Genomic DNA, 13147 nt, shown 5'->3' with positions numbered 1-13147 from the left:
CATCCAAAACCTTTCTTGGTTTCTTTTGCGTCTTCTGCGTAGTTTCTGCGACTTCTGCGTCCGGTATCCGTTCCCGCTTTCAACTAATCCATGTCATCCACCGTGTCCGGGTCCGGCACCTCCCCGATCACCTGGCGGGTGATGCGGCTCTGGGTCATGAGCCAGTCGCAGAAGGCCCGCACCTCCGGCCGCTGCGGCGTGCGCGGGCCGACGATCAGCCAATACGCCATCGGCGAATCCATCCGCAGCTTCGGCAACGGCTCCACCAGGTCGCCGTTGGCCAGGCTCTCGGCCACCAGCGGCAGGCGCGCCAGCACCACGCCCTGGCCCGTGAGCGCCGCCTGCACCATCTGGTAGGCATAGTTGAAATAAAGCCAGCGCTTGGGCTGCAGCTTCGACAGGCCGTGCTGGTCGAACCAGCGCCGCCACGTCAGCCACTCCAGGTGCGTCTGGTGCGCATCGCCGGCCTCGATCAGGGTGAATTGCGCCAGGTCCGCCGGCTTGGCGAACACGGCGCCGCCCTTGAGCAGCCAGGGACTGACCACGGGTGTGAGCTCCTCGCCGAACAGCCGGATCGCCTGGGGCGGCATCGAGCCCATGGGGCCGTAGCGCAGCGCCATGTCGACGTCCGCCACCTCCAGGTCCAGCATCGAGTCGCTGGCGTCGATGCGGATGTCGATGTCGGGGTTGTCGCGCTGGAACTGCTCCAGCCGCGGAATCAGCCACATCGACGCGAAGGACGCGAAGGTCGTGAGCGCCACCGCGCGGCGGCCGGCGCTCTGGCGGATCTGCCGCACCGTGTTGTCGATGCGCGGCAGCGACTGCGACACGGCCATCAGCAATTGCGACCCTGCGCCCGTCAGTTCCACGGCGCGCGTGTGCCGCAGGAACAGTGACACGCCGACTTCTTCTTCGAGCGACTGGATCTGCCGGCTGACGGCCGACTGGGTCAGCGCCATCTCCTCCGCCGCGGCGCGAAAGTTGAGGTGACGGGCGACGGCTTCGAAGGCCCGCAGGTGGCCGGCGGAAATCGGGCGGGTGCGCAAATGGGTCTGCGAATGCTGCATGGGCGGCTCGGGGATTGATGCGAATCCGGAATCAATAGCGTAGCTGGATTTCATTGGACCGCCAAGCTGGCGTGAAAGATCATCTCATTCCGAAATGCCATCGCCGGAGAACGCCATGACCGCTGCTTCCCCCACTGCCCATTCGCTCCTGTCCGCCCCCGCCGCACCGCTGCCGGGCACCTGGAAACTGGCGCGTGGACGCGCGGTGACGCTGCGTCCGGCCACCGACGGCATCCTGCGCGTCGCCCATGGCCGCGTCTGGGCCACGACCGACGGCCCGCACGGCGGCACGCCTTTCGATTCGGGGGACCATGTGCTGGAAGTCGGCCGCTCGATGTATGTGCGGGCCGGCCAGCGCGTGGTGATCGAGTCGTGGGCGCGCCAGACGGCCTCGTACTTCGCCTGGGACCCGGTCTTCGCGGCGGCGCCGCAGCCTGTCCAGCGGCGGCGGCCGAACCCCGCCGTGGTGCTGCAGCCGCTGGCCGACCTGCGCGCGGCGGTGGGCCTGGGACTGCGTGCCTTGGGGCAACTGGCCGGCGGCCTGGCGCACCTGGCCTGGGACGTGGCGCGCGGCGGCAGCAGCAACGCGGCCAGCCGGCGCCCGCACGGCGCGCCCGGCTGAGTCCGGCCGGGCGAGGGCGGCGACCATAATCGCCGCCATGCCCGTCACGCCCGCGCCTGCCTCCCGTCCGCTGCATGTGGTCGTGATGGGCGTGGCCGGCTGTGGCAAGTCGCTGGTCGGCGCACTGCTCGCGCAGCGCTTGGGCCTTGCCCTGGTGGAGGGGGACGATTTCCATCCGCCGCGCAATATCCAGAAGATGCGCGAGGGCACGCCGCTCACCGATGCCGACCGGGCCGACTGGCTGCGGCGGCTGGCGCAGGAACTGGCGGCGCAGCCGCGCGGCGCGGTGCTCACCTGCTCGGCCTTGAAGCGCTCCTACCGCGACATGCTGCGTGCCGCGGTTGCGGACTTGCGCTTCCTGCACCTTGCCCTGACGCAGCACCAGGCGCTGGAACGCGTGGCCGCGCGCACCGACCATTTCTATCCGCCCAGCCTGGTGGCCAGCCAGTTCGAAGCGCTGGAGGACCCGTCCGGGGAACCGGGCGTCCACGTCGCCAATGCCACCCAGCACATCGACCGCATCGTGGATGAGGCCGAACGTTGGTTCAAAATCGGGCCTGGCGCCCCTTCCGCAGGAACCCCATGACCAAAGCATTCGCGAGCCAGTCCGACCTGGCCGACAAGAAGATCACTTTCGAGCAGCTGTCGCCGCATTGCTGGGCGTACACCGCCGAGGGCGACCCGAATTCGGGCGTGATCATCGGCGAGAAGTTCATCATGGTCAGCGACGCTACGGCCACTCCGGCCATGGCGCAGGACCTGATCGCGCGCATCCGCACCGTCAGCGACAAGCCGATCAAGTACGTGCTGCTCACGCACTATCACGCCGTGCGCGTGCTGGGCGCCAGCGCCTATGCGGCCGAAGGCGCGACGGAAATCATCGCGAGCCAGGGGACGTACGAGCTGATCGTCGAGCGCGGCAAGGAAGACATGCAGTCCGAGATGGACCGCTTTCCGCGCCTGTTCCGCAATGCCGAAACCGTGCCGGGGCTGACCTGGCCGACGATGGTGATCAGCGGCGGCAACCCGGTGCGCGGCGAAGTCCCCGGCAAGCTGTCGGTCGACCTGGGCGGCGTGCGCGTGCAGATCTGGTCGCCCGGCCCCGGCCACACGCGCGGCGACACGATCGCCTGGGTGGAAGAGGAGAAGGTGCTGTTCTCCGGCGACTTGGTGGAATACAACGCGGGCGTGTACACGGGCGACGCGCAGCTGGAGGAATGGCCGGCGACACTGGAGGCGCTGCGCGCGCTGCGCGCCGAGGCCCTGGTGCCCGGCCGCGGCGAGGCCATGAAGGGCAATGCCAACGTGAACCTCGCGCTCGACTACACGAAGCGCTGGGTCGAGACGCTGTTCCGCTGCGCCAGGGAAGCGGCCGCCGCCAACATGGACCTGCGCGCCGCCATGGCGCACACGCGCAAGGCGATGGACCCGGTGTTCGGCAACGTATTCATCTACGAGCATTGCCTGCCTTTCGACGTGACGCGCGCGTACGACGAGGCGAAGGGTTTGAAGAACCCGCGCATCTGGACGGCGGAGCGCGACAAGGAGATGTGGGCCTCGCTGCAGGAGTGACCAGCTCCACGTAGGCGAGCGCCGACAAATTGCGTTCCCGCGGGCCGACACGCAGCGGGCCAACCCGTTCCTAAGCTGGACAGAAGGCGTCATCCGCCGTCACCAGAGGAGCAACCATGTCCGAAGACAAGTCCACGCCGCGCATCCTGCAGCAGCAGCCGCAACGCGAAAGCGATCCGCAACAGCAGCAGTCCGGCGGCACCGACTTCCAGTCGCGCGGCCAGGCACAAGGCCAGCAACAGGCCGACGGCAAGGTGGAAGGCGAGGGCAGCTACACCGCCACCCGCGATTACCAGAAGAACATCAAGGACTACCTGGACAAGGCCGACGTGGACGCCGACGCCAAGGCCGCGAAGCCGCGTTCCGATGCGGAAGCGCGCGACCTGGAAGCGGCGGAGCGCGAAGGCAAGTCACACTCGCGCGGAGAGCGCTAATTCCCGCAGGTCCCGCTGGTAGGCGCGCAGCCGCCGGACCGCCTGCTCGCGCTGCGCGGGCGTGGTGGCTTGGTGGACCGCCGCAAACGTGCGGCAGCTTTCCTGGATCAGCGCGTCGCGCCAGGCGCGATAACTCACGTCCGGCGGCTGTTGCATCCGCTGCAGCGCGGCGTGTACCAGCGCGGTGGCCGCGGCCGGCGAGGTGTCCGGCACCGATGCCTGTCGCAGCGCCTGCAGCACGTCCTGCTGCCAGCGCTGCCGCTCCGACAGGATGCGGCCAGGGTTGTACATCGACCGCTCGATCGCCTGCCGCAGCACGCCGCGCTGCGGCGCGTCGAGCCGGCCGTAGACACTTTCCAGGCGGTCCAGCATCTGCTCGTAGCGCTTCTCGTGTTGCTGCGGCGCCGGGCGGCTGATCCATTTCTTGAAGAAATCCTCGTTGCGGCTGCGGTATTTGCGCTCCAGGTGGCGCAGCTGCTGCGCGGACAGGGTCGGCGCCATTGCGCCCATGCCTGCCGCCGCCTGCCCGGCCACCGCCGCGATGCGGACCTGCACCTGAGCCACGATGTCGCAGGCCTGCTGCGGCGTCACTTCCTCGGCGGCCATGGCCTCCATCCGCGCGAGGATCTCGATCAGCTTCGGCAGCTCCTCCCGGCGGTGCCAGTCGTGCAGCCTCGCCAGCTCCCGCCTGGCGTCCGGTTCCTGCTCCTCGCTGAAGTCGACGTAACCGTCGATCCACCAGAAGGCCAGCTCCGGCAGGGTGCTGTAGCCCAGCTTGATGGCGCTGCATGCCGCGAGCCCCAGCGAAAGGGCGAGCGCAAGGATAATGGCTGCGATACGGGGCAACGACTTCATGGGCTGGAAGGGTAGCGAATGAACGCAGTGGACGTGGTCGTGATGGCGGCCGGCAAGGGAACGCGGATGAAGAGCCGCACGCCCAAGGTGTTGCATCGGCTGGGCGGGCGGCCCCTGATCCAGCACGTCATCGACACGGCGCAAGCCCTGAAAGCGCGGCGAACCATCGTCATTACCGGCCATGGTGCCGCAGATGTGGAAAGCTGGGTGGCCCATGCGGCCTCGGCGGCCGGCCAGCGCGTGCCGGACTTCGTGCGCCAGGAGCCGCAATTGGGCACCGGCCATGCCGTGCAGCAGGTCGTGCCGGTCCTGCCGGACGACGGCATCGCCCTCATCCTGAACGGCGACGTGCCGCTGGTCCGCCCGGAAACACTGCAGGTCCTGGTGGACCGCTGCGGCGGCAGCCGCCTCGCGCTGCTGACGGTGGAGATGGCCGACCCCACGGGCTACGGCCGGATCGTTCGCTCGGGCGACGCAGTGAAGGCGATCGTCGAGCACAAGGACGCGAGCCCTGCGCAACGCGCCCTCCGCGAGGTCTACACCGGTTTCATGGCCGTTCCTTCCGCCCAACTGAAGAAGTGGCTGGCGCGCCTGACCAACGACAACGCGCAAGGTGAGTACTACCTGACCGACATCGTCAAGCTCGCCGCCGCGGATGGCGTCGAGGTCGTCGCCGCCCCGGCATCCGAGCAGGTGGAGGTGGATGGCGTCAACAGCCCGGTGCAACTGGCGGACCTGGAACGCGCGTTCCAGCGCCGGCAGGCCAACGCGCTGATGGAGCAGGGCGTGCGGCTGGCGGACCCCGCCCGCTTCGACCTGCGCGGCACGCTCGCTTGCGGGCAGGACGTGGAGATCGACGTCAACTGCGTGTTCGCGGGCCAGGTGAGCCTGGGCGACAACGTGCGCATCGGGCCGAACTGCGTCATCGCCAACGCCCGCATCGCGGCCGGCGCCGTGATCCACGCCTTCACCCACATCGACGGCGAGACGTCCGGCGTCGAAGTCGGCGAGGGGGCGCTGGTCGGTCCGTTCGCTCGCCTGCGCCCCGGCGCGCAACTGGGGGCCGAGGTGCACATCGGCAACTTCGTCGAGGTGAAGAACTCGACGATGGCGCGCGGCGCCAAGGCCAACCACCTGGCATACCTCGGCGACGCCACCGTGGGCGAGCGCGTGAACTACGGCGCCGGCAGCATCACGGCCAACTACGACGGCGCCAACAAGAACCGCACCGTGATCGAGGCTGACGTGCACGTCGGCAGCAATTGCGTGCTGGTCGCACCCGTGACGGTGAAGCAGGGCGGCACGATAGGCGCGGGCTCGGTCATCAACCGGAACACCGAGGCCGGCAAGCTGACCGTCGCGCGGGCGCGGCAGGTGAGCCTGGAGGGCTGGGAACGGCCGAAGAAGCCGGCGAAGAAATAGCAGCTACCGCGTGCGCGGCAGCGCGATGCGCGGGCGGAACTTGGCGCGGCGCACCGAGAAGAAGGCCTTGACGTTGCGCACGTTGGCGTCGCTCGTGAACAGGCGCTGCGCCAGCGCCAGGTAGTCGGGCATGTCGCGCGCATAGACCACCAGGATGAAGTCCGGACCCGGCGAGACGCGGTAGCACTGCTGCACGGCGTCGTCGGCCACGACCCGCGCCTCGAAAGTTTCCTGCTCCTCGCTGCCTTGCCGGTCCAGCGACACCTCCACCACCGCTTCGAGACCGTGCCCCAGCGTGGCGGCCAGGCGCTCGCGACTGAGCAACGCCACCTCGCCTTCGATCAGGCCGGCGTCCCAGAGGCGCTTGACCCGGCGCAGGCAGGTGGCGGGTGAAATGTGCACCTTCCTCGCCAAGTCCAGGTTGCTCAGCGAGCTGTCGTCCTGAAGCTGGGCCAGGATGGCCAAGTCCGCTTGATCGATGTCCGATGATTTCTCTTTATCAGGCATTTCGGAATTTTATTGCGGATCTGTTTCTCAATGGTTGTAAGTTTCAAATTAGATGGAATTTAGCATCCATATTGCACGACGCCACGCCTAAAGTCGCTGCATCTCAGCTTGAAAGGGCAGCCATGTGCGGCATCGTCGGCGCGGTTTCCACCCGCGATATCGTTCCCATCCTCGTCCAGGGCCTGCAGCGACTGGAATACCGCGGCTATGACTCCTGCGGCGTCGCGGTCTACGCCGACGGCCTGAAGCGCGCGCGCAGCACGGCGCGGGTCGCGGAGCTCGCTGAACAGGTGGCCACCGAACGCATCGCCGGCGGCACCGGCATTGCCCACACCCGCTGGGCAACGCACGGCGCACCCGCCGTCCACAACGCCCATCCCCACTTCAGTCACGGCCCGGGCGAGGCAGCCGCGTCGGCCCCCGGGAAGATCGCGCTGGTGCACAACGGCATCATCGAGAACCACGACGAGCTGCGCGCCGCGCTGCAGGCCCGGGGCTACAAGTTCAACAGCCAGACCGACACCGAGGTGATCGCGCACCTGGTGGACAGCCTGTACGAGGGCGACCTGTTCGAAGCCGTCAAGTCTGCGCTGGGCCAACTGCACGGGGCTTATGCCATCGCGGTGTTCTGCAAGGACGAGCCGCACCGCGTGGTCGGCGCGCGCGCCGGCTCGCCGCTGGTGCTGGGCGTGGGCAAGGACGAGAACTTCCTCGCCAGCGACGCCATGGCGCTGGCCGGCGTGACGGACCAGATCGTGTACCTGGAAGAGGGCGACATCGTCGACCTGCAGCTGGGGCGCTACTGGATCGTCGACCGCAACCACAAGCCCGCGACCCGCGCGGTGAAGACGGTGCAGGCGCACAGCGGCGCGGCGGAGCTGGGCCCGTACCGGCACTACATGCAGAAGGAGATCTTCGAGCAGCCGCGCGCCATTGGCGACACGCTCGAGGGCGTCATCAACATCATGCCGGAGCTGTTCGGCGACAACGCGCTGTCCGTCTTCAAGCAGGTCGACAACGTTCTGATCCTGGCCTGCGGCACCAGCTACTACAGCGGCTGCACGGCCAAGTACTGGCTGGAGTCGATCGCGAAGATCCCGACGCAGGTGGAGATCGCCAGCGAATATCGCTACCGCGAGAGCGTGCCGAACCCGCGCACTCTGATCGTCACCATCAGCCAGTCGGGCGAAACGGCCGACACGCTGGCAGCGCTGAAGCATGCGCGCGGTCTGGGCATGGAACACACCCTGACCATCTGCAACGTGTCCACCTCTGCGATGGTGCGCGAATGCAAGCTGGCCTACATCACCCGCGCCGGCGTGGAGATCGGCGTGGCCTCCACCAAGGCCTTCACCACCCAGCTCGCCGGCTTGTTCCTGCTGACGCTGACGCTCGCGCAGCTGCGCGGCCACCTGACGGACGAAGAGGAGTCCGCGCACATGAAGGCGATGCGCCACCTGCCTTCCGCGCTGTCGGCGGTGCTGGCGCTGGAGCCGCAGGTCATCAGCTGGGCCGAGGACTTCGCGGACAAGGAGCATGCGCTGTTCCTGGGCCGGGGCTTGCACTACCCGATCGCCCTCGAAGGCGCGCTCAAGCTCAAGGAGATCACCTACATCCACGCCGAAGCGTATGCCGCGGGCGAGCTGAAGCACGGACCGCTGGCGCTCGTGACCAGCGAGATGCCGGTGGTCACGGTGGCGCCCAACGACGCGCTGCTGGAAAAGTTGAAGAGCAACATGCAGGAAGTGCGCGCCCGCGGCGGCGTCCTGTACGTGCTGGCCGATGCGGACAGCCGCATCGAGAGCAGCGAAGGCGTGCACGTGATCCGGATGCCGGAACACTATGGAGCGCTCAGCCCCCTGCTGCACGTGGTGCCGCTGCAGCTGCTGGCATACCACACGGCCATCGCGCGGGGGACGGACGTGGACAAGCCCAGGAACCTGGCCAAGAGCGTGACGGTGGAGTGACAGGGCGCGTTTGACAGCGTCCTGCCGCTTCCCCTACCCTCGCCGCATGGCTTCATCCCCCGTCCCTTCCGGCAGTTCCGCTCTGCCGTCGCCCCAGGCCGAGGCCGCCCGCTACGCGCTTATCCGGCGGCTGGCGCCTTCCATGCGCCACCACCTGGTGGTCAACCTGCAGCCGATCGGCATGATCTACGAGGTGATGGAGCGGCGCCTGCGCGCCCCCACACCCGACCTGGCGCACGTGCAGGACAGCGCGGGCAAGATCAACGGCTTCGCCAGGGCCGCCCTGGCGTCTTGCCTGGACGTGGTCGGCTGGCTGGCGCCGGACGACACCGCGACCGCGACCGTGGACGACGTGGTGCGCGAGTGCGCGGGATTGCTGGCCACCAGCCTGAGTTTTCGCGGATATGCGCTGCGCAACCAGGTCTCTTCGCTGCCGGGCGCCATCCGCCGGTCCGGCGCGCGTACGCTGCTGACCGCCGCGTTGATCCATTGCACGGACCACCTGCCCGCGCCCGCGGACCTGGTGATCACCGGGGACGCCGGCGACGGCGGCGCGCAGCTGACCATCGAATTCCAGCCCACCCCCGGCGAGCACACGTTCGGCAGCGAGGCGAACTACCGCAAGCTGGCCTGGGTCGACCTGCATGCGCTCGCGGTGGCGGATGGGATCGGTGTCGAGACGAATGGCACGCAGGCGGTGCGGCTGCGGCTGCCGTGGGCGTAGGCCGGCGGTGAGCGCGGCGCCGAACCCCGGTATGGCGCGCAGTCACCGGGGTTCCTGACGTCACCCCGGCCTACGGGGCTGGGCGTAGCCGAACGCGCGCTCCGCTGGGGTTCCTGCGTCACCCCAGCCTACGAAGAGAAACCCAGCTTCTTCATCGCCGCGCCCAACGCGACGCGGCTGCGCTCGTAATCCGCCCACGGCGCATTGCCCTGGTCCAGGCGACGGTGCACCGTGCCGACGGTCCAGTGCGCCCCGCTTTTCAGCGCGCCCAGTTCGTCCCATCCGACCGGCACCGAAATGCCCAGGCCCGGACGCGCCCGGGCCGACCACGCGCATGCGGTCGTGGCGCCGTAACCGTTGCGCAGGTAGTCGATGAAGATGCGGCCGACGCGGTTGGTCGCGCCGCTCTTGGCCACGAAGCGGTCCGGCAGCGTGCGCGACAGGTGCTGCACCACGGCTTGCGAGAACGACTTGACCGTGTCCCAGTCCAGTTGCTTCTTCAGGGGCACCACCAGGTGCAGGCCCTTGCCGCCGCTGGTTTTCAGGAAGCACGGCAGGTCCAGCTCCTGCAGCATCGTGCGCACCAGCGTCGCCGCTTCCTGGATCTGGGCCCAGCTCACGCCTTCGCCCGGGTCGATGTCGAAGGTCATGCGATCCGGCTTGTCGATCGCGCTCTTCACGCCGTTCCAGGTGTGGATCTCGATCACGTTCATCTGCGCGGCCGACAGCAGCCCGCGCTCGTTGACGATCTCCAGCATCGCGGGGTGGCCGGGAAAGATCGCCGGATCGAGCTGCGCGACCCCTTCCATCTTGTAGCGGTCCAGGTGCTTCTGGAAGAACAGCTGTCCCTCCACGCCGTCGGGGGCCCGCACCATCGCGATCGGCCGGCCCTTGAGGTGCTCCATCATCAGCGGCGCGACCAGCGCGTAGTAGCGCACCAGGTCGATCTTGGTGGCGCCGCTTTGCGGATCGATGACGCGGTCCGGGTTGCTGATGCGCAGCGTGGGCGGCAGCGTGGCTGCAGCCGGCGCGCCCCCAGGCGCTGGAGCGGGTGCTGAAGTGGTCGTCTTCGCCGCCTTGCGGGGCTTGGCTGCGACCGCATCCGCCGGCGGTTCGTGCACCGTCGGCTCCCGCGAGATCGCGTCGGCAGGCTTGTCGGTGCGCAGGCCGTGGAAGACGGAATGGCGGACCTTGCCGTCGCGCGTCCACTCGCCGAAAGACACCTCGCACACCAGCTGCGGCTGCACCCAGTGCGCGGCGCGCGGCAGCCCCGTGCCGCTGCCGAAGGGACTGCGCTGCGCCTGGAGTGCATCCAGCTGGCGCCGCACTTCCGCCAGCGTCTTGTCATTGAACCCGGTGCCCACGTTGCCCGCGTAGCGCAGCTTCCCGTCGTCGTCGTGCACGCCCAGCAGCAGCGAGCCGATGCCGGTGCGCGAGCCTTTGGGGTCGGTCCAGCCGCCGATGACGAACTCCTGCCGCAGCTTGCACTTGAGCTTGATCCAGTCGCTGGAGCGACGACAGACGTAGGCCGAGTCGCGGCGCTTGGCGATCACGCCTTCCAGCCCGAGGCGGCAGGCGGAGTCGAGCATCTGCCGGGGCGGCACGTCGAACACCTCACTGAAGCGCACGTTCGGGTGCGGCTTGCGTTCGACGATGCGCTGCAGCACTTCGCGGCGCTGCAGCAGGGGCACGTCGCGCAGGTCATGGCCCGCGCAGTACGGCACGTCGAACAGGTAGAAGACGATCTGTTCGGTGCGCTTGCTGTCGAAGGCGCCCTGCAGCGCCTGGAAGTCGGCCGGCACGTCCTCGCCCGGCATGATGATCTCGCCGTCGTACCAGCCGTCGGGCAGCTCCATGGTGCGCAGCGCGGTCAACAGCCCGGGCAGCCGCGACGACCAGTCATTGCCGTTGCGCGAGATGAGCTGGATCTCGCCGGCTTCCACGCGCGCAAGCATGCGGTAGCCGTCGAACTTGATCTCGAAGATCCATTCTTCCGGGTCTTTCGGCGGCTCGTCGACCAGCACCGCCAGCTCCGGTTGCAGCGACGCGGGCAGTGCGGCCTTGCGCGCGCCCGCTGGCGGTCCGGACGATGCGGTCGGCGCGGTGGCAGTGGAGGGTGCAGCACTGGCGGCGCCCGGTGCGGCGACCGCTTCGGGACGGTCCGCCATCTTCTGCACGCTGTCCGGCATCTCGTCGACCAGGCTGAACTCGGCGATCGGCCGGGCGAACGCGTCGCGTTCCTTGATCAGCAACCAGGGATCCTCGCGGCCATTGCCGCGGCCCTTCATGCGCACCAGGGTCCAGTGCCCGTGCAGCTTGTGTCCGCGCAGTTCGAACTTGAGCTTGCCGTCACGGTAACCCTTGTGCGGGTCTTCCAGCGGGATCCAGGTGCCCTTGTCCCAGATGATCACCTTTCCCGCGCCGTAGTTGCCGGCGGGGATGGTGCCTTCAAATCGGTTGTACGCGATGGGATGGTCCTCGGTGGGCATCGCCATGCGCTTGTCGCCGGGGTCGTAGCTCGGGCCCTTCGGCACGGCCCAGCTTTTCATCGTGCCTTCCAGCTCCAGGCGGAAGTCGTAGTGCAGCCGGGAAGCCCAGTGCTTCTGGACGACGAAGCTGCGGGCGCCTTCATTCGCTTCGCCGCCTTCCGCCGGTTCCGGCGTGGCGTCGAAGTTGCGCTTGTCCCGGTATTTCTGGAGTGCGCTTTTGTCTGCCATTTCAGGGTGGAGCGTTGGGAGTCGGGCCCCGAGCGTAAGACGAATCCACGCTCAGCCCTGTACGCCCAACGCCCGACTTCAGGAGGCCGCGCGGAACTGGTCGCGCAGCATCTTCACCTGGTCATGGTTGCGCTGCACACCCTGCAGCTGGCGCTCCACGATCTGGCGCATGTCGGCCGGCAGGTTCTTCTGCAGCGCCTTGGTGTAGCGGGCCTTGGCGTTGTCTTCGCCGCGCTCGCACTCCTCCAGCACCGCCTTGTCGTCGTAGCTGGTCAGCTTGGACTTGATCGACACCCAGCCGCGGTGCATGGCGCCCATCGCGCTGCCGCCGTCCTCGGTGCTGCCGCCATTCTTGCGGATGCAGTCGTTGAGCTCCTGTGCGGCCCGGCGGCAGTCGTCGGCGCGTTGCAGGAACATCGACTTCAGGTCCTGGCGCTTGGCCTGCTCGGCGCATTCGCGGAAGCCGTATTCGCCGTCCTTGCAGCACTCGACCAGGTCCTTCAGCACGTCGACCGCGTCATCCCTGTCGCCGTCGTTGTTGCCGGCCGTCTGCATCGCGCCGACGGCACCCGCAGCGCCCGTTGCGGCGGTGCCGCTGCCGGAGCCGCGGTACTGGCTGTCGGCGCGTTGCCATGCGGCCTGCGAAGCAGGCCTGGCGCGATCCCAGTCCAGGGACGAACTGCCGCGGCTGCGTTCCCATTCGGAAGCCAGCCTGGGTTCGACGCTGGTCCAGGGATCCTGCGAGCGTTCGCGGCCCGACACGCCCAGGCGGTAGGCCGGACCGTAGTCGTCGAAGCTTCGGCCGGACTCGACGTACGGCTCCTTCGTGTAGTTGTCCTTCCAGAAGGCCTCTTCGGCCGTGGGGTTCACGGCTTCGCCCGCGGCCTTGCCCGCGAGGCCACCCACGACCGCGCCGACCACGCCGCCGACGGCAGCACCAATCGGACCGGCGATGGCGCCTGCGGCCGCGCCAGCCATCGCTCCGCCGGCAGCGCCGATGCCGGTGCCGACCGGGTGCGCACCGGGCTCATCGGTGATGGGGTCGCGGTTCATGTCTCGCTCTTCTCGTTCTTCAGCAGCCATTTGCTTGCTCCTTGTGTGGGGTGAAAGAAAGTCCTCTTCCCCATCTTGGGCCGATGGCCGAGCCTGGCCGTGCGCCAAAAGCCCACAGCGCTTGTAGGACGTGTCGGGCGGGCAGTTGGCGATGGGTCCTGGCTGCGGCCGCGCACAGCCGGTCGCAGCAGCGTCCTACAACTCGGG

At 68.3% G+C, this 13147-nt stretch carries 12 protein-coding genes; 7 read left to right on the top strand and 5 right to left on the bottom strand.

Translation table 11 applies throughout. The features are described from left to right. Positions 1-83: 83 nt before the first annotated feature. Positions 84-1067 carry a LysR substrate-binding domain-containing protein gene (locus WG902_RS15985; RefSeq protein ID WP_340061128.1) on the bottom strand — a complete coding sequence of 328 codons (984 nt, stop codon included), beginning with the start codon at positions 1065-1067 and terminating at the stop codon, positions 84-86. A 115-nt stretch (positions 1068-1182) separates the two neighbouring features. On the opposite strand from WG902_RS15985, the gene WG902_RS15980 reads away from it, so the two are divergent. The 4 genes from WG902_RS15980 to WG902_RS15965 all read left to right on the top strand — a co-directional run bounded on the left by WG902_RS15980 (position 1183) and on the right by WG902_RS15965 (position 3695). Beyond that, entirely contained in the window at positions 1183-1689 is a 507-nt protein-coding gene (locus tag WG902_RS15980) for a DUF2917 domain-containing protein (protein WP_340061127.1), read from the top strand. Between the two features lie 37 nt (positions 1690-1726). Then, on the top strand, positions 1727-2275 hold the full coding sequence (locus tag WG902_RS15975) for a gluconokinase (protein ID WP_340061126.1): 549 nt from the start codon (positions 1727-1729) through the stop codon (positions 2273-2275). Further along, positions 2272-3261 (top strand): MBL fold metallo-hydrolase, encoded by a 990-nt coding sequence (locus tag WG902_RS15970; RefSeq protein ID WP_340061125.1) that lies wholly within the window; start codon positions 2272-2274, stop codon positions 3259-3261. Before WG902_RS15975 ends, WG902_RS15970 begins: the two co-directional genes overlap by 4 nt. A 116-nt stretch (positions 3262-3377) precedes the next feature. After that, positions 3378-3695 (top strand): hypothetical protein, encoded by a 318-nt coding sequence (locus WG902_RS15965; protein ID WP_340061124.1) that lies wholly within the window; start codon positions 3378-3380, stop codon positions 3693-3695. On the opposite strand, the gene WG902_RS15960 is transcribed toward WG902_RS15965, so the two are convergent. Next, entirely contained in the window at positions 3672-4550 is an 879-nt protein-coding gene (locus WG902_RS15960) for a DUF6279 family lipoprotein (RefSeq protein WP_340061123.1), read from the bottom strand. The genes WG902_RS15965 and WG902_RS15960 overlap by 24 nt on opposite strands. An 18-nt stretch (positions 4551-4568) precedes the next feature. On the opposite strand from WG902_RS15960, the gene glmU reads away from it, so the two are divergent. Further along, positions 4569-5972, top strand: coding sequence for a bifunctional UDP-N-acetylglucosamine diphosphorylase/glucosamine-1-phosphate N-acetyltransferase GlmU (glmU, locus tag WG902_RS15955; RefSeq protein WP_340061122.1), 1404 nt, complete (start codon positions 4569-4571; stop codon positions 5970-5972). Between the two features lie 3 nt (positions 5973-5975). On the opposite strand, the gene WG902_RS15950 is transcribed toward glmU, so the two are convergent. Beyond that, on the bottom strand, positions 5976-6479 hold the full coding sequence (locus WG902_RS15950; RefSeq protein ID WP_340061121.1) for an Lrp/AsnC family transcriptional regulator: 504 nt from the start codon (positions 6477-6479) through the stop codon (positions 5976-5978). 122 nt (positions 6480-6601) lie between these two features. On the opposite strand from WG902_RS15950, the gene glmS reads away from it, so the two are divergent. Further along, entirely contained in the window at positions 6602-8446 is a 1845-nt protein-coding gene (gene glmS, locus WG902_RS15945) for a glutamine--fructose-6-phosphate transaminase (isomerizing) (protein ID WP_340061120.1), read from the top strand. A gap of 46 nt (positions 8447-8492) precedes the next feature. Next, on the top strand, positions 8493-9170 hold the full coding sequence (locus tag WG902_RS15940; RefSeq protein WP_340061119.1) for a hypothetical protein: 678 nt from the start codon (positions 8493-8495) through the stop codon (positions 9168-9170). Positions 9171-9298: 128 nt separating this feature from the next. On the opposite strand, the gene ligD is transcribed toward WG902_RS15940, so the two are convergent. After that, positions 9299-11887, bottom strand: coding sequence for a DNA ligase D (gene ligD, locus WG902_RS15935; protein WP_340061118.1), 2589 nt, complete (start codon positions 11885-11887; stop codon positions 9299-9301). A gap of 78 nt (positions 11888-11965) precedes the next feature. Further along, positions 11966-12940 (bottom strand): ferritin-like domain-containing protein, encoded by a 975-nt coding sequence (locus tag WG902_RS15930; RefSeq protein ID WP_340061117.1) that lies wholly within the window; start codon positions 12938-12940, stop codon positions 11966-11968. Positions 12941-13147: the final 207 nt, after the last annotated feature.

It is taken from the genome of Ramlibacter sp. PS3R-8 (genome assembly GCF_037572435.1).
In the GTDB taxonomy this organism is placed as follows: domain Bacteria; phylum Pseudomonadota; class Gammaproteobacteria; order Burkholderiales; family Burkholderiaceae_C; genus Ramlibacter.
This window is presented reverse-complemented; position numbering and strand designations above follow the sequence as displayed.